General features: G+C 73.4%; 12 protein-coding genes. 9 read left to right on the top strand and 3 right to left on the bottom strand.

Annotated elements, in window-relative coordinates:
• Nucleotides 1-171 precede the first annotated feature (171 nt).
• Entirely contained in the window at nt 172-1,809 is a 1,638-nt protein-coding gene (locus ACW14Y_RS26205) for a M4 family metallopeptidase (RefSeq protein ID WP_380300454.1), read from the top strand.
• Nucleotides 1,810-2,265: 456 nt separating this feature from the next.
• Nucleotides 2,266-3,873, top strand: a complete 1,608-nt coding sequence (locus ACW14Y_RS26200) for a M4 family metallopeptidase (RefSeq protein WP_380389973.1) — start codon at nt 2,266-2,268, stop codon at nt 3,871-3,873.
• Nucleotides 3,874-3,980: 107 nt separating this feature from the next.
• On the opposite strand, the gene ACW14Y_RS26195 is transcribed toward ACW14Y_RS26200, so the two are convergent.
• Complete coding sequence (locus ACW14Y_RS26195) at nt 3,981-4,304, bottom strand: DUF3817 domain-containing protein (RefSeq protein WP_380300486.1); 324 nt, start codon at nt 4,302-4,304, stop codon at nt 3,981-3,983.
• Nucleotides 4,305-4,501: 197 nt separating this feature from the next.
• Between ACW14Y_RS26195 and ACW14Y_RS26190 the strand changes: the two genes are divergently transcribed.
• From ACW14Y_RS26190 to ACW14Y_RS26175, 4 genes are all read left to right on the top strand, one after another.
• Nucleotides 4,502-5,140: an AIM24 family protein gene (locus ACW14Y_RS26190; protein WP_078879803.1), complete on the top strand. Its 639-nt coding sequence runs from the start codon at nt 4,502-4,504 to the stop codon at nt 5,138-5,140.
• Nucleotides 5,140-5,790 carry an AIM24 family protein gene (locus ACW14Y_RS26185; RefSeq protein WP_266271528.1) on the top strand — a complete coding sequence of 217 codons (651 nt, stop codon included), beginning with the start codon at nt 5,140-5,142 and terminating at the stop codon, nt 5,788-5,790. The genes ACW14Y_RS26190 and ACW14Y_RS26185 overlap by 1 nt, the downstream gene beginning before the upstream one ends.
• A gap of 263 nt (nt 5,791-6,053) precedes the next feature.
• The gene (locus tag ACW14Y_RS26180) at nt 6,054-6,869 is read left to right on the top strand and encodes an AIM24 family protein (RefSeq protein WP_380300487.1); all 816 of its coding nucleotides are present in this window, start codon (nt 6,054-6,056) and stop codon (nt 6,867-6,869) included.
• A gap of 112 nt (nt 6,870-6,981) precedes the next feature.
• Nucleotides 6,982-7,506 (top strand): MarR family winged helix-turn-helix transcriptional regulator, encoded by a 525-nt coding sequence (locus ACW14Y_RS26175; RefSeq protein WP_380300456.1) that lies wholly within the window; start codon nt 6,982-6,984, stop codon nt 7,504-7,506.
• Nucleotides 7,507-7,573: 67 nt separating this feature from the next.
• Here ACW14Y_RS26175 and meaB read toward each other — a convergent pair whose 3' ends face one another.
• The gene (meaB, locus tag ACW14Y_RS26170) at nt 7,574-8,530 is read right to left on the bottom strand and encodes a methylmalonyl Co-A mutase-associated GTPase MeaB (RefSeq protein WP_380300457.1); all 957 of its coding nucleotides are present in this window, start codon (nt 8,528-8,530) and stop codon (nt 7,574-7,576) included.
• An 86-nt stretch (nt 8,531-8,616) separates the two neighbouring features.
• The gene (locus ACW14Y_RS26165; protein WP_380300458.1) at nt 8,617-9,810 is read right to left on the bottom strand and encodes an acetyl-CoA C-acetyltransferase; all 1,194 of its coding nucleotides are present in this window, start codon (nt 9,808-9,810) and stop codon (nt 8,617-8,619) included.
• 254 nt (nt 9,811-10,064) lie between these two features.
• Here ACW14Y_RS26165 and mce point away from each other — a divergent pair, with 254 nt between their 5' ends.
• The 3 genes from mce (at nt 10,065) to ACW14Y_RS26150 (ending at nt 16,856) form a co-directional block, all read left to right on the top strand.
• The gene (gene mce / locus ACW14Y_RS26160; protein WP_380439526.1) at nt 10,065-10,508 is read left to right on the top strand and encodes a methylmalonyl-CoA epimerase; all 444 of its coding nucleotides are present in this window, start codon (nt 10,065-10,067) and stop codon (nt 10,506-10,508) included.
• A gap of 556 nt (nt 10,509-11,064) precedes the next feature.
• Nucleotides 11,065-15,819 carry a hypothetical protein gene (locus ACW14Y_RS26155; protein WP_456983635.1) on the top strand — a complete coding sequence of 1,585 codons (4,755 nt, stop codon included), beginning with the start codon at nt 11,065-11,067 and terminating at the stop codon, nt 15,817-15,819.
• 107 nt (nt 15,820-15,926) lie between these two features.
• Nucleotides 15,927-16,856 carry a coiled-coil domain-containing protein gene (locus ACW14Y_RS26150; RefSeq protein ID WP_030302799.1) on the top strand — a complete coding sequence of 310 codons (930 nt, stop codon included), beginning with the start codon at nt 15,927-15,929 and terminating at the stop codon, nt 16,854-16,856.
• Nucleotides 16,857-16,887: the final 31 nt, after the last annotated feature.

Genomic DNA, 16,887 nt, shown 5'->3' with positions numbered 1-16,887 from the left:
GATTGTCATGCTTTCGGCCAGCCCCGTCCGGTGGCCACCGCCCCACTCACCGGTGACCACCGTGGACCGCACGGAGCAGCACGTCAGCGCCCGTTCCGCCCCTCAGGTGCCAACCCCGGCACCCCGGAGCGAGGCGCGACCGCGCACGCGGTTTCCCGGAAGGACCTGTACGTGAAGCGATCGCTCGCAGCCGGCGCCGTACTCTCCGCCACCGCCCTCCTCACCGGCGTCATCCAGGTGAGCACCGCCGCCCAGGCCACTCCGACCCCCTCGGTCCAGGCCCAGGCCGCCGAGCACCGGGCCGGCCTGATCGCCCTGGCGAACGGCGAGACCGGTCCGCTGACCAAGGCGCTCGGCCTCGGCGGCAAGGAGACCCTGGTGGCCAAGGACGCCGTGGTGGACGCCGACGGCACCCGCCACCTCCGCTTCGAGCGCACCTACGCCGGACTCCCGGTGCTGGGCGGCGACCTGGTCGTGCACCAGGCCGCCGGCGGCGCCGTCGAGGCCGTGGACAAGGCCGTCGCCGCGACGATCGCGGTGCCGAGCCTGACCCCGGCGATCCCGGCCGACAAGGCCGCCGCCCAGGCCTCCGGCGCGGTCGCCTCCAGCGTCGGCATCGCCGCCGACAAGGACGAGTCCCCGCTCGCCGAGGTGCACCAGGCCGGCGCCGCCGAGCTGGTCGTCTGGGCCGCCGACGGCAACCCGCGGCTGGCGTACCGGACCACCGTCCAGGGCGTGCGCGCCGACGGCACCCCGAGCAGCCAGCTGCTGGTCACCGACGCCGCCAGCGGCGAGGTGCTGTCCACCCACGAGCAGGTGCAGACCGCCACCGGCACCGGCAAGGGCGTCTTCGTCGGCAGCGTCCCGCTGACCACCACCAAGAGCGGCTCCACCTACCAGCTGAAGGACGCCTCCCGCGGCGGCCAGTCCACCAGCGACCTCAAGGGCAAGACCACCGGCTCCGGCACCCTCTTCACCGACGCCGACAACGCGTGGGGCGACGGCACCGCCGCCAACCGCCAGTCGGCCGCGGTGGACGCCCAGTTCGGCGCGGCGGCCACCTGGGACTACTACAAGAACACCTTCGGCCGCAGCGGCATCAAGAACAACGGCGTCGGCGCCACCAGCCGGGTCCACTACGGCCGCAACTACGTCAACGCGTTCTGGGACGACTCCTGCTTCTGCATGACCTACGGCGACGGCAGCGGCAACACCAACCCGCTGACCGCGCTGGACGTCGCGGGCCACGAGATGACCCACGGCGTCACCTCGGCCACCGCCGGCCTGAACTACTCGGGCGAGTCCGGCGGCCTCAACGAGGCCACCTCGGACATCTTCGGCACCATGGTCGAGTGGTCCGCCAACCTCGCCGCCGACAAGCCGGACTACCTCATCGGCGAGGAGATCGACATCAACGGCGACGGCACGCCGCTGCGCTACATGGACAAGCCCTCCAAGGACGGCGGCTCGGCCGACGCCTGGTCCTCCTCGGTCGGCGGCCTGGACGTCCACTACTCCTCGGGCGTGGGCAACCACTTCTTCTACCTGCTGGCCGAGGGCAGCGGCGCGAAGACCATCAACGGCGTCGCGTACAACAGCCCGACCTCCAACGGCTCGACGCTCACCGGCATCGGCCGCGACAAGGCCGCGGCGATCTGGTACCGCGCGCTGACGGTCTACTTCACCTCGACCACCAACTACAAGGCGGCCCGCACCGGCACCCTGAGCGCCGCCAAGGACCTCTACGGCGCCGGCAGCACCGAGTACAACGCGGTCGCGGCCGCGTGGAGCGGCGTCAACGTCAACTGACGCGCGGTCCGACGGACGTCCGGGGCCCTCACTGGGAGGGGAGGCCCCGGACGTCCGTCCGTTTCCCCGCCCGTCCGTCCCCCCGCCCGCCCCTTCCGCCCCCACCCGTTCCTTCCCCGCCCGCGTAGCAAGACCGGCGGAGGCCGACAAGGCCCGCCGCTGGCGGGATCACGCCAGCGGACGAAAGCGGACAACCGGCACAACCGTCGCACGGCCACCACCCGTTCGGGCCGTGGCGAGACCTGGCCAATACCCCGTCGCTCCCTGTTGTTCGCCGAACTGACTTGTCATGCTTCTGCCCAAGCCCCGTCCGGACGTCCGTCGCCCCACCCACCGACGGACCGTCAGGCCGCACGGAGCAGCACGTCAACGCCCTACCGCCCCAAGGCGCCAACCCCGGCGCCCCGGTACGCGGCGTGACCGCGCACCCGCGGTTTCGTGGAAGGAACCCCGCACGTGAAGCGAAAGCTGACAGCCGGCGCCGTACTCTCCGCCTCCGCACTTCTGGCCGGCGCCATCCAGGTCGCCGCCGCCCCCGCCCAGGCCGCCCCCGTCCTGCAGCGCGACGCGATCATCTCCCTGGCCGGCCAGCAGGCCGCGCCGGTCGCGAAGGCCCTCGGCCTCGGCGGCCAGGAGCAGCTGGTCGTCAAGGACGCGATCGTGGACGCCAACGGCACCCGCCACCTGCGCTACGACCGGACCTACGCCGGCCTGCCGGTCCTGGGCGGCGACCTCATCGTCCACCAGAAGGCGAACGGCACCGTCGCCTCGGTGGACCGCGCCTTCGACGGCCGGCTCTCGCTGCCGAGCCTCACCCCGAAGCTCTCCGCCGACACCGCCTCCACCCAGGCCGTCGACTCGGTCCGGGCCACCGTCGGCATCGCCCCGGCCGACGAGGACGCGTCCCCGGTCACCCGGGTCGACGGCGCGAGCAGCCCGACCCTGGTGGTCTGGGCGGGCGGGGGCAGCCCGCGGCTGGCGTACCAGACCGTGGTCCACGGCGAGCGCGCCGACGGCACCCCGAGCAGCCAGCGACTGGTCACCGACGCCGCCACCGGCCAGCTGCTCTCCACCCACGAGGAGGTGCAGACCGCCACCGGCACCGGCAAGGGCGTGCACGTCGGGACGGTGACCCTGACCACCACCCAGAGCGGGTCCACCTACCAGCTCAAGGACGCCTCCCGCGGCAACCAGTGGACCGGCAACGCCAAGAACGGCAACGCGCTGTACACCGACGCGGACAACAACTGGGGCAACGGCACCGCCTCGGACACCCAGTCCGCCGCGGTCGACGCGCAGTTCGGCACCGGGGCGACCTGGGACTACTACAAGGCCAAGTTCAACCGGAACGGCATCAAGAACAACGGCGTCGGCGCCAGCAACCGGGTGCACTACGGCAACGCCTACGTCAACGCCTTCTGGCAGGACTCCTGCTTCTGCATGACCTACGGCGACGGCACCAACAACACCAACCCGCTGACCGCCATCGACGTGGCCGGCCACGAGATGAGCCACGGCGTCACGGCGGCGACCGCCAACCTCACCTACTCCGGCGAGTCCGGCGGCCTCAACGAGGCCACCTCGGACATCTTCGGCACCATGGTCGAGTGGTACGCCAACCTGCCCTCGGACGTGCCGGACTACCTGATCGGCGAGAAGATCAACATCTTCGGCAACGGTCAGCCGCTGCGCTACATGGACAAGCCCTCCAAGGACGGCTCGTCCAAGGACTCCTGGTACTCCGGGATCGGCAGCATCGACGTCCACTACTCCTCGGGTGTCGCCAACCACTTCTTCTACCTGCTGTCCGAGGGCAGCGGCGCGAAGGTGATCAACGGCGTCTCCTACAACAGCCCGACCTCCAACGGCTCCACGATCACCGGCATCGGCCGCGACAAGGCCGCCGCGATCTGGTACCGCGCGCTGACGACCTACTTCACCTCCAGCACCAACTACAAGGCCGCCCGCACCGGCACCCTGAACGCCGCCAAGGACCTCTACGGCGCCGGCAGCGTGGAGTACAACACGGTGGCCGCGGCCTGGAGCGCGGTGAACGTCAACTAGGAGGGACCGGACCACTCCCGGAAAGCGACAGGCTGCCGGGGCCCACTGGGAGAGGGGGCCCCGGCAGCCTGTCGGCGTCGGGCGTCGGGAGGGCTCGCGCGGGCCGGTCAGGCCGCGGCCGGCACCGCGGTCTCGACGCCGGCGCGCTCCTCCTTGGCGAGCATCCGCTCGGCCACGAAGCCGCCGAGGGGCAGCACCGACAGGACGAACAGCACGGCGCCGCGCTTGACGTCCCACTTCTGCGACTGCCAGGCCATGATCCAGAAGACCACGTAGAGGATGAACAGGATCCCGTGGACCATGCCCATCACCGGCACGCCGTTGAAGCTGGTGGTGCGCTTGAGCACCGAGCAGAGCAGCAGGAGCAGGAACGAGACCCCTTCGGGGCCGGAGACCAGGCGCAGGCGGTGGACGGCGCTGCTGTTCACGATGGGTACCTCGATACGGGGGTTCGGAGATCGCTTGTGAACCGGCTCACAAGCATCCGCCCCATTATCACCGAGCACATGTCCGAACCCGCCCCCGGGGGTACGGGGAGCGGACTCCGGGCGACCGCTTTGTACCGGACGCGTACCAGAACCCGGCCTCCCCCTCCCCGGCCCGGCCCGCCGACCGCTACATTGCGGCCGTGGCACAGTTTCGACTCCAGGGGTCCAAGACGCTCGCCGTCGACATGACCGGCGACCTCGTGAAGGCCAAGAACGGTTCAATGGTCGCGTACACCGGCCAGATGAACTTCAAGAAGCTCAGCGGTGGCGGTGACGGCATCCGCGGCATGGTGACCCGTCGGCTCACCGGCGAGCAGATGACGGTCATGGAGGTGAAAGGACAGGGCACCTGCTACTTCGCCGACCAGGCCACCGAGATCAACCTGGTGCGGCTGAACGGCGAGACGCTCTACGTCGAGTCCGACAATCTGCTCTGCACCGAGGGCACGCTCAAGACCGGCACCAGCTTCACCGGCCTGAACGGCGTCTCGTCCGGCAACGGCCTGTTCACCACCAAGGTCGAGGGGCACGGCTGGGCCGCCGTCACGTCCAAGGGGCCGGCGATCATCCTCCGGGTGTCCCAGGGCATGCCGCTGCGGGTCGACCCCGGCGCGTACGTGGCGCACACCGGCAACCTCAACCGCTCCATCAAGTCCGGCGCCGGCTGGAGCACCTTCATCGGCGAGGGCGGCGGCGAGGCCGTCCAGGTGGAGTTCACCGGCGAGGGACTGGTCTACGTGCAGCCCTCCGAGAAGCTGACCGTCGGGGGTGACGTCTGATGGCGTTCACGAAGATCAACAGCAAGATGATCGAGGCCCGGGTCGTGCCCGGCCAGCGACTGTTCAGCCAGCGCGGCGCGATGCTCGCGTACTCCGGCGAGGTGCGGTTCACGCCGAACATCACCGGCGGCCAGGGCGGCGTCATGTCGATGATCGGCCGCCGGGTGGCCAACGAGGACACCCCGCTGATGACCGTCGAGGGCCAGGGCACCGTGATGTTCGGCCACGGCGGCCACCACGTCCAGGTGATCGACCTGACCGGCGACACCCTGTACGTCGAGGCGGACCGGCTGCTCGCCTTCGAGGGCTCGCTGCAGCAGTCCACCATGTTCATGGGCTCGCAGGGCGGCGTAATGGGCATGGTCCGGGGCCAGGTCACCGGCCAGGGTCTGTTCACCACCAAGCTGGACGGCCACGGCGCGGTCGCGGTGATGGCGCACGGCGGCGTCTTCGAGCTGCCGATCACCCCGCACCAGCCGGTGCACGTCGACCCGCAGGCCTACGTCGCGCACCGCGGCCAGGTCCAGAACAAGCTGTCGACCGCGCTGGGGTGGCGCGACATGATCGGCCGCGGCTCCGGCGAGGCGTTCCAGCTGGAGCTGTCGGGGCACGGCACGGTGTACGTGCAGGCGAGCGAGGAGAAGCTCTGATGTCCTACCCGCCGCAGCCCCCGTACGGGCAGCCCCAGGACCCGTACGGGCAGTCCCCGTACGGCCAGCCGACCCAGCCCGGCTACCCCGCCGCACCGCCGCCCGGCTACCCGCCGCAGGGCTACCCCCAGCAGGGCCAGCAGCCGTACCCCCCGCAGGGCTACCCGCAGCAGGGCGGCTACCCGCCGCCCCCGCCGCAGGGCTACCCGGCCCAGCCGCCGCAGCAGTACGCCCAGGAGCAGTACGGCGGCGCCCAGGCCCCGCTGCCCAAGGCGCAGGACGGCACCGGGCCGGTCGTCCACGACGTGCACAGCCTGCCGTCCAACGACAACGTCAACCCGTACGCCTTCTCGGTGGACCTCAACGGCTCGTACTTCCTGCAGAAGGGCAAGATGGTCGCCTACTACGGCGACATCTCCTTCAAGGGCGTCGGCGCCGGCGCGATCGACCGGATGCTCGGGCAGCACTTCAACTCGCCGATGCACGCGGCGGACTGGGTGGTCGCCGAGGGCCGCGGCAAGCTGCTGCTGGCCGACCGGGCCTTCGACCTCAACTCCTACGACCTGGAGGAGGGGAACCTGACGGTCCGCTCGGGGAACCTGCTGGCCTACGAGCCCACCCTGCGGCTCAAGCAGTCGATCATCCCGGGCTTCCTGACCCTGATCGGCAGCGGCAAGTTCGTCGCCGCCTCGAACGGGCCGGTGCACTTCGTCGAGCCGCCGATCCGGGTGGACCCGCAGGCGCTGGTCGGCTGGGCGGACTGCCCGGCGCCGTGCCACCACTACGACCACGACTACATGCACGGTGTGATCGGCGGTCTGCGCCGGCTCACCGGGCTGGGCGGGGCCTCCGGCGAGGAGCACCAGTTCGAGTTCATCGGCGCCGGCCAGGTGCTGCTCCAGTCCAGCGAGGTGCTGATGGCCGAGCGCGCCGTCGGCCAGGTGCACGCCGAGGCCGGGGTGCCGATGGGCGGGGTGCCGGGCCAGCACGGCGCCGGGCACGGCAACAGCCAGCTGCCGAACGTGAACGTGCCCGGTCTCGGTAACCTGGGCGACCTCGGGCGGCGCTTCGGGCTCTGACCCGCCCCGCCCGCACCGACCCGTTCCGCCGCCGGTCCGGCCGCGACGTCCCCGGTCGTGTGAACGCCGGTAAAGTCGTACAACATTGAACTAAGTGCGCTATCGTAGAACCATGGACACGCACACCGTCGACCCGGCAGACGCCTCGGCCCCGCAGCCCGGAGGGCCCGAGGAGGAGACCCCCTGGCTGACCGTCCGGGAGCAACGGCTGTGGCGCGCCCACCTGGAGGTCGCCAAGCTGCTGGAGTACCAGCTGAGCCGCGAGCTCCAGCCGCACAACCTGGCGATCAACGACTACGAGATCCTGGTCGTGCTCTCCGAGGCGCCCGAGCGGCGGCTGCGGATGACCGACCTGGCCACCGCGACCCTCCAGTCGAAGAGCCGGCTCTCGCACCAGATCACCCGCATGGAGAACGCCGGACTGGTGCTGCGCCAGGAGTGCCCCGGCGACCGCCGCGGCCTCTACGCCAACCTCACCGAGCAGGGCTGGGAGACCATGCAGCGGGTCGCGCCCTGCCATGTGCGCAGCGTCCGGGCGCACTTCATCGACCGCTTCACCCCCGAGCAGCTCGACGCGATGTACGAGGCGCTGGCCCCGGTCGCCGAGCACCTGCGCGGCCTGCGCGGACGCGGCTGAGCAGCCCGCCCCGACCGGTCCCCGCGGCCCGGCGCCCCCGACCGGGGTGCCGGGCCGCGGCGCGGGCTCAGCTCCTGGTCAGGCCCGCCACCAGCCGGTCGGCCGCGCCGTACGGGTCCAGCTCGCCGGCCACCACCTTCTCGGCCAGCGCGGCCAGCTGCCGGTCGCCGTGCAGGTCGCCGATCCGGGATCGCAGCGCGGCCAGCGCGATCGCCTCGATCTCCTGGGCGGCCCGACGGCGGCGCCGGACCTCCAGCTCGCCGTGCTCCTCCAGCCAGGCGCGGTGCTTCTCCAGCGCCTCCACCACCTCGTCCACGCCCTCGCCCCGGGCCGCCACGGTCTTCACGATCGGCGGGCGCCAGGCCCCCGCGTCGCGGGCCTCGCCGAGGCCCAGCATGTGGTTCAGCTCCCTGGCGGTGGCGTCGGCGCCGTCCCGGTCGGCCTTGTTGACCACGAACAGGTCGCCGATCTCCAGGATCCCGGCCTTGGCGGCCTGGATGCCGTCGCCCATCCCGGGGGCGAGCAGCACCACCGAGGTGTCGGCCTGCGCGGCGATCTCCACCTCGGACTGGCCGACACCCACGGTCTCGACCAGGATCACGTCGCAGCCGGCCGCGTCCAGCACCCGCAGCGCCTGCGGGGCGGCCCAGGACAGGCCGCCCAGGTGGCCCCGGGTGGCCATCGAGCGGATGAACACCTCGGGGTCGGTGGCGTGGTCCTGCATCCGGACCCGGTCGCCGAGCAGCGCGCCGCCGGAGAACGGCGAGGACGGGTCGACCGCCAGCACGCCGACCCGCTTGCCCAGCCGCCGGTAGGCGGAGACCAGCGCCGAGGTGGAGGTGGACTTGCCCACGCCCGGCGAGCCGGTCAGCCCGACCGTGTAGGCGTGCCCGGTGTACGGCGCCAGCGCGGCCATCACCTCGCGCAGCTCCGGCGCGGCGTTCTCGACCAGCGAGATCAGGCGGGCGACGGCCCGCGGACGGCCCTGCCGGGCCTGCTCGACCAGGGTCGGCACATCGATCATGGGTGGGTCTCCTTGCGCCGAAGGGCCGCGCCCCGCTTGTGGCGGTGCGCAGCCCCGGTGTGGTTCGGTCGGTGGGCCGGTACGGGTCAGACCTTGGGCACCCGCACGATCAGCGCGTCGCCCTGGCCGCCGCCGCCGCAGAGCGCGGCCGCGCCGATGCCGCCACCGCGGCGCTTCAGCTCCAGCGCGAGGTGCAGCACGACCCGGGCGCCGGACATCCCGATCGGGTGACCCAGCGCGATCGCGCCGCCGTTGACGTTGACGATCTCCGGGGAGACGCCGAGGTCCTTGGTCGACTGGTGGGCGACGGCGGCGAAGGCCTCGTTGATCTCGATCAGGTCGAGGTCCTCGACCGCGATGCCCTCCTTGGCCACCGCGTGCTTGATCGCGTTGGACGGCTGCGACTGCAGCGAGTTGTCCGGGCCCGCGACATTGCCGTGCGCGCCGATCTCGGCGATCCAGCTCAGGCCCAGCTCCTCGGCCTTGGCCCTGCTCATCACGACCACGGCGGCGGCGCCGTCCGAGATCTGCGAGGAGGTGCCGGCGGTGATGGTGCCGTCCTTGGTGAACGCCGGGCGCAGCCGGGCCAGGCCCTCGACCGTGGTGTCGGCGCGGATGCCCTCGTCCTGGCCGAACACGACCGGCTCGCCCTTGCGCTGCGGGATCTCCACCGGGACGATCTCGGCGTCGAAGATGCCGTCGGCCTGCGCCTTGGCCGCGCGCTGGTGCGAGGCGGCGGCGATCTCGTCCTGGACGTCGCGCGGGATGCCGAGCCGGGCGTTGTGCTTCTCGGTGGACTCGCCCATCGGGATGTTCTCGTAGGCGTCGGTCAGGCCGTCGTGGGCCATCGCGTCGAGCAGCTCGATCGCGCCGTACTTGTAGCCCTCGCGGGACTTCGGCAGCAGGTGCGGGGCGTTGGTCATCGACTCCTGGCCGCCGGCCACCACGATGTCGAACTCGCCGGCCCGGATCAGCTGGTCGGCCAGCGCGATGGCGTCCAGGCCGGAGAGACACACCTTGTTGATGGTGAGCGCCGGGACGTTCAGCGGGATGCCGGCCTTGACGGCGGCCTGGCGGGCCGGGATCTGGCCGGCGCCGGCCTGGAGCACCTGGCCCATGATCACGTACTGGACCTGGTCGCCGGTGATGCCGGACCGCTCCAGCGCGGCCTTGATGGCGAAGGCGCCGAGTTCCGCGCCGGAGAAGCCCTTCAGGGAGCCGAGCAGCCGGCCCATCGGGGTCCGTGCCCCGGCAACGATCACAGAGGTGGTGTTGGTCATGGGACGAGCCCCTTCGCACGTCGTGGCCAGGTGGAGGATTCCGCTCAATCTACTGACCTGTTACCCGCCCGTCACCGGACCCATGGTGTGATCGAGCGCACTGGCACACTCCGGTCAACACCGTGCCGACCCGGCCCGGGTGAACCCTGCCGGGCCCGTGTGAGCAGACTCGCATCCCGATCGGTGGCGCCGCCGACCGTCATGCGCTGCACTGTTGCCGTCCTGTCGCGCCCGCACCTCATCGGAGGCCATCCGTGCTCACCCGCATCGACCACATCGGCATCGCCTGCCGGGACCTCGACAAGACGGTCGAGTTCTACCGCGCCACCTACGGCTTCGAGGTGTTCCACAGCGAGGTCAACGAGGAGCAGGGGGTCCGCGAGGCCATGCTCAGGATCAACGACACCGGCGACGGCGGTGCCTCCTTCCTCCAGCTGCTGGAGCCGATCCGGGAGGACTCCCCGGTCGGCAAGTGGCTGGCCAAGAACGGCGAGGGCGTCCACCACATCGCCTTCGGCACCGCCGACGTCGACGCCGACTCCGAGGAGATCCGCGCCAAGGGCGTCCGGGTCCTCTACGACGAGCCGCGGATCGGCTCGATGGGCTCGCGGATCACCTTCCTGCACCCGAAGGACTGCGGCGGGGTGCTGACCGAGCTGGTCACCGCCGCCGGAACGGGCGCTCACGAGGCCCACTGACGCCTTCCCCGGGTGCCGCCGCGGGGCGGCACCCGGCCCTCCGGGGCCCCGCCGCGGCCATGACCGGCCGGTAACCTCGGCGGTCGGGCCGGAAAACCCCCACGCGACCGTTCCCCCGCCACACGCTCCCACTACAATGCCCAGGTGCGCGAAGACTCCGGGGGACGGAGACGACGGGCACGGCCGAAGACAGGCCCGCCCGCCACCGGTGGGAGGCCCGTCGCAGGGGAGTCCACTACGCGGGCACGGCTGAACAGTCGCAAGACGGATCTGTCACCATTCTCCACAAGGCAAGAGTTCGCCCAGGAGTCCACCCGGACGGGGGAATGCGGATCGACCGCGCTCCCACGCCCCGGACTCCGACGACGCGGCGGAGGTTCCCGGTACGACGGGGGCGTCCGGACGTCCGCGATGCAAGGACCAGTCGGAACGGCGCCCGGACCACGGGAGCGGACCGGCCGGGTCGAGGACGCGACCAGGAGATGGATGGGACCGCGGAGTGCGGGGCTACGACCGCTACGAGGTTGACGATCACCTCTCCCAGTTCGAGGCCGAGATGGATCGGACTCGGAAGGAGCGGGACAAGTCAGTCGAGCATGCCGAGGACCTCGCCTACCAGGTGGAGGTGCTCCGGGCCAAGCTGCACGAATCCCGCCGGATGCTCGCCCAGCCGCGCGCCTTCGACGCCGTCTCCGGCCAGGCCGAGCAGATGCTCCGCACGGCCGAGATGCAGGCCCAGCAGCTGCGCGCCGACGCCGAGCGCCAGCTGCGCGACTCCCAGGCCGCGACCCAGCGGATCATGGCCGAGGCCGCCGAGCGCACCGCCCGGCTGGAGGCCGAGCTGGCCGCCCGCCGCCGCCAGCTGGAGGACGAGCTCGCCGAGCTGCGGCGCAGCGCCGAGCAGCACGTCAACGAGAACGTCAGCTGGGCCGAGCAGGCCCGGGCCGGCACCGAGCAGGAGGCCCAGCGCCTGCTCCAGGAGGCCCGCGGCGAGGCCGACCGGCTGATGGCCGCGGCCCGTGCCGAGGCCGCCGCCCTCTCCGACCACGCCCGCGCGCAGACCGCCGCGGACGTGGACGCCGCCCGCGGCGAGGCCCAGGCCGCCGCCGAGGCCGCCCTCCACCGCGCCCAGAACGACGCCGAGCGACTGCTGCGGGCCGCCTCCGAGCAGGCCCAGCAGGCCGGTGCCCAGGCCGCCGCCGACGTGGACGCCGCCCGCGGCGAGGCCCAGCTGCAGCTCGCCGTCGCGCACGCCGCCGCGGAGCAGGAGCTGGCCGCCGCCCGCGCCGAGATCGGCCGGCTCACCGAGGTCGCGGCCGCCGAGCAGGCCCGCGCCGAGCAGCAGCTCTCCCACGCCCAGGCGGAGATAGCACGACTGCGCGCCGAGGTCGCCGCCGAGGCCGAGCGGGCCCGGCAGGAGGCCGCCGAGCTGCGCGCCAGGGCCGAGGCCGCCGCCGAACAGCTCCAGGCCGCGGCGGAGGCCGCCGCCGAGCAGCGGGTCGCCGACGGCGAGGCCGCCAGCGAGCAGCGCTCGCAGACCGCCCGCGCCGAGGTCGCCCGGATGGTCGCCCAGGCCACCAAGGAGGCCGACGCGATCCGCGCGCAGGCCGCCACCCGCCAGGCCGAGGCGGACGCCGCCAAGGCCGCCGCCTCCGAGGAGAGCGAGCGGCTGCGCGCCACCGCCGAGTCGGTGGCCGGCCAGCTGCGCTCCGAGGCCGAGGCCGCGATCGCCGAGATGCGGGCGCGGGCCGAGCAGGACGTCGCCGAACTGCGGGCCCAGGCCGAGAGCGCCGCCGAGCGGCTGCGCGGCGAGGCCGAGGAGGCCGGCCGGGCCGCCGGTGCCGCCGAGGCCGCCGCCCACCTGGCCAAGGCCGCCAAGAACGCCGAGGAGATGCTCGACCGGGCCGGCCGGGACTCCGAGGCCACCCGCACCGGGGCGACCGCCGAGGCCGAGCGGATCCGGAGCGAGGCCGCCGAGGAGGCCGAGCGGCTGCGCGAGCAGGCCCGGGCCGCGGTCGAGGCCGCCCAGAACGCCGCCCTGGACGACGCCGCCGCGATCCGCGAGCGGATCCAGGAGATGCAGGACGAGGCCGCCCGGCTGCGCGCCGAGGCGGAGGAGCTGCGCGCCCAGGCCGCCGCCGAGGCGGAGCGGGTGCGCGGCGAGGCCCGCCGGCAGGCGGTGGTGCAGATCGAGGAGTCGGCGAAGACCGCCGAGGAACTGCTCACCACGGCCAAGTCCGACGCGGACGAGCTGCGCTCCGGCGCCGCCGCCGAGATCGAGCGGCTGCGCGAGCAGGCCAAGGAGCAGGCCGCCGAGACCCAGGGACGCGCCGAGCAGACCCTGGAGCGGGCCCGCGCCGAGGCCGCGAAGATCACCGCCACGGCCGAGCAGCAGGGCCAGGCCGCGCTCACCGCCGCCAAGGCCGCGGCCGCCGAGAACCGCTCCGCCGCGGAGCGGGAGACCGCCGAACTGCGCCGCGAGGCGACCGAGTTCGACCAGCAGCTGCGGGCCGCGGCGAACGCCGCCGCGCAGGCCCTGCGGGCCGACGCCCAGACCGAGGCGAACGCCGTCCGGGACGCCGCCGTCGGCGCGGCCGAGCGGCTGCGCACCGAGACCGACACCGAGACCGCCCGCAGCCGGGCCGAGGCCCGGGCCGCGGCCGAGGAGCTGCGCGAGGAGAGCCGCCGCGAGCGCGAGGAGGCCTCCGCCGGACTGCTCCGGGAGCGCGAGGAGACCGCCGAGCAGCTGGCCGCCGCCAAGGCGGCGCGGGAGCAGGCCGAGGCCGCCGCCGAACAGCTCCGCACCGACAGCGAGGCCGCCGCCGAGGAGCTGGCCGGACGCACCGCCGCCGAGGCCGCCGCCGTCCGCGAGGCCGCCGACACCCACGCCGAACGCGTCCGCACCGAGGCCGAGACCGCCGCCACCGAACTCACCGAACGCACCGCCGCCGAGACCGCCCGGCTCCAGGCCGAGGCGGAGCGGGCCCTGGAGTCCGCCGGGGCCGCCGCCGAACAGCTCAGGACCGAGACCGAAGCAGCAGCCGAGCAGCTCCGGACCGACAGCGAGGCCGCCGCCGAACAGCTCCGCACCGAGACCGAAGCAGCAGCCGAGCAGCTCCGCACCGACAGCGAGGCCGCCGCAGAGCAGCTCCGCGCCGAGACCGAGGCCGCCGCCGAACAGCTCCGCACCGACAGCGAGGCCGCCGCCGAGGAGCTGGCCGGACGCACCGCCGCCGAGGCCGCCGCCGTCCGCGAGGCCGCCGACACCCACGCCGAACGCGTCCGCACCGAGGCCGAGACCGCCGCCACCGAACTCACCGAACGCACCGCCGCCGGGACCGCCCGGCTCCGGGCCGAGGCCGAGGCCGCCGCGGCGGAGCTGCGCGAGCGGGCCGAGGCCGAGCGCACGCTCGCCGACGAGCAGGCCGCGACCGTCCGCGCCGAGGCCGGCCGCGAGCTGTCCGAGGCCCGGGCCACCGCCGCGACGATCCGGGCCGAGGCCGGCGAGGAGCTGGAGCAGGCCCGGCGCGACGGCGAGGAACTGGTCGCCGCGGCCGGGACCGAGGCCGCCGCGCTGGTCGAGGCCGCCGAGGAGGAGGCCGCCGAGGTCCGCCAGTCGGTGGCCGGGCTGCACGAGACCGCCTCCCAGCAGATCGCCGAACTCCGGGCCACCGCCGAGCGGGAGTCCGCGGAACTCCGCGAGCAGGCCGAGCGGGCCGCCGCCGAACTGCGCGACACCGCCGACCGGGAGACCACCGAACTGCGGGCGCTGGCCGACCGCGAGACCACCGAGCTGCGCGACACGGTCGAGCACGAGGTGGCGGAGCTGCGCGCCGCCGCCGAGCGGGACACCGCCGACCTGCGGGCCCGCACCGACGCCGAGACCACCGCGCTGCGCGAGCAGACCGAGCTGGAACTGGCCGCCGAGCGCGAGTCCGTCGAGGCCGAGCTGGCCCGGCATCGGGCCGAGGCCCTGGCCTGGGACGAGCAGCTGCGCGCCGGGGCGGACGACACCCTGCGCGCCGCCCAGGAGGCCGCCGAGCGTCAGCGCGCCGAGTCCGAGGAGCTGGCCGCCCGGACGGTGGCCGCCGGCGAGGACCGGGCCGCCGCCGGCATCGCCGAGGCGGAGGAGTTCGCCGCCGCCCTGCGGGCCGAGGCCGAGGAGTACGCGCTCGCCACCCGCACCCTCGCCGACGACTACGACGCCGACACCCACGCCCGCGCCGACGCCTACGACGCGGAGACCCGCGAGACCGCCGAGCAGTTCGACAGGTCCACCCGCGAGCACGCCAAGTCCGTCCTGGAGAAGGCCTTCGCGGACGCCGAGTCGCTCGGCGAGGACGCCCGCACCACCGCCCTGGCCACCACCGCCGCCGCCGAGGAGCAGGCCGACGCGATGGTCGCCGCCGCCCGCAAGGAGGCCGACCGGCTGGTCGCGGCCGGCGAGGCCACCGGGCAGGAGGCCGTCGAGAAGGGCCGCTCGGACGCCGACGCGCTGCTCTCCGAGGCCCGCCGGGACGCCACCGCGATCCGCGAGCGCGCCGAGGAGCTGCGCGAGCGCACCGACGCCGAGGTCGAGGCCCTGCACGAGCGCGCCCGCAAGGAGAACGCGCAGGCCATGAAGTCGGCCGGCGAGCGGGTGGACGCGCTGGTGACGGCCGCCCAGGACCAGCTGACCGAGGCCGAGGAGCAGGCGGTCGCCACCGTCGCCGAGGCCGAGGACCGGGCGGCCGCGCTGGTCGCGGGCGCCGAGGACCGCGCCAACGAGCTGACCTCGGTCGCGTCGAGCGAGGCCAGCAAGGTCCGGCTGTCCGCCGTCCGCAAGGCCGAGGGCCTGCTGAAGGAGGCCGAGACCAAGCTCGCCAGCTCCACCGACCGCGCCGAGGCCCTGATCGTCAAGGCCGAGGCCAAGCTGAAGTCCTCCCAGGACGAGGCGGAGGAGCGACTGGAGTCGGCCGCCGCCGAGGCCGAGAAGCGGCTGCGGGCCGCCGACCGGACCGCGGACGAGCAGATCGAACTCGCCCGCGCGGAGGCCGAGCGGCTGCTCGCCGAGGCCAGGGCCGAGGCGCAGCGGGTCACCGACGAGGGCCGGCGCGAGCTGGACGAACTGGTGCGCCGGCGCAAGGACATCAACACCGAGATCTCCAGGGTCCAGGACGTGCTGTCCGCGCTCGAGGCCTTCGAGGCACCGTCACCGGTCGCGCAGGCAAACGGGGGAAGTACCAAGAAGGACGGGAGTGCCAAGGCAGGTGCCGGAATTGGCTCTCCCCGATCGGGTGGCAATCGCTCCAAGAGCGCACCACCCGATTGAGCGGACATTGTCCGCAGGACAACGGCGTTTCGCGGCCGACACTCCGGTACCGTGTCAGGATTCCCTCAACCACCTCAGCGGTTTGACGACAGGAAGCCCAGAACCCCATGAGCGACAGTCACTCCCCTCACGGCTTCGACCTGGTGCGCCGTGGGTACGAGCGTGCCCAGGTCGACGAGCGGATCACCAAGCTGGTGGCCGACCGTGACAGTGCCTTGACCCGGATCAGCGCACTCGAGAAGCGCATCGAGGAGCTCCACCTGGAGACCCAGACCGCCCAGGCGGCGGTCGCCGAGGCGGAGCCGTCGTACGCCGGTCTCGGCGCCCGGGTCGAGAAGATCCTGCGCCTCGCCGAGGAGGAGGCCAAGGACCTGCGCGAGGAGGCGCACCGCGCCGCCGAGCAGCACCGCGAGCTCGCCGAGGCCGCCGCCCAGCAGGTCCGCACCGAGGCCGAGAACTACGCCAAGGACCGCAAGGCCAAGGCGGAGGACGAGGGTCTGCGGATCGTCGACAAGGCCAAGAGCGACTCCGCCCAGCTGCGCGCCGAGGCCAACAAGGACGCGCAGAACAAGCGCGAGGAGGCGGACGCCCTCTTCGAGGAGACCCGCACCAAGGCCGCCCAGGCCGCGCTGGAGTTCGAGACCAACCTGGCGAAGCGCCGCGAGCAGTCCGAGCGCGACCTGGCCGCCCGTCAGGCCAAGGCCGAGAAGCGGCTGGCCGAGATCGAGCACCGGGCCGAGCAGCTGCGCCTGGAGGCCGAGAAGCTGCGCACCGACGCCGAGCGCCGCGCCCGCCAGACCGTCGAGACGGCCCAGCGCCAGTCCGAGGACATCGTGGCCGACGCCAACGCCAAGGCCGACCGCATCCGCAGCGAGTCCGAGCGCGAGCTGGCGGCGCTCACCAACCGCCGCGACAGCATCAACGCCCAGCTGACCAACGTCCGCGAGATGCTGGCGACGCTGACCGGCGCGGCCGTGGCCGCCGCCTCGCTGCCGAACGACGACACCATGGGCGTGCCCGCCCAGCAGTCGCGCTGACGCACCCCGCGAGCCACGACGGCCCCCGCCC

The organism is Kitasatospora sp. cg17-2 (assembly GCF_054031055.1).
Note: the sequence above shows the minus strand (reverse complement) of the source record. Positions and strands in the feature narration are given on the sequence as shown.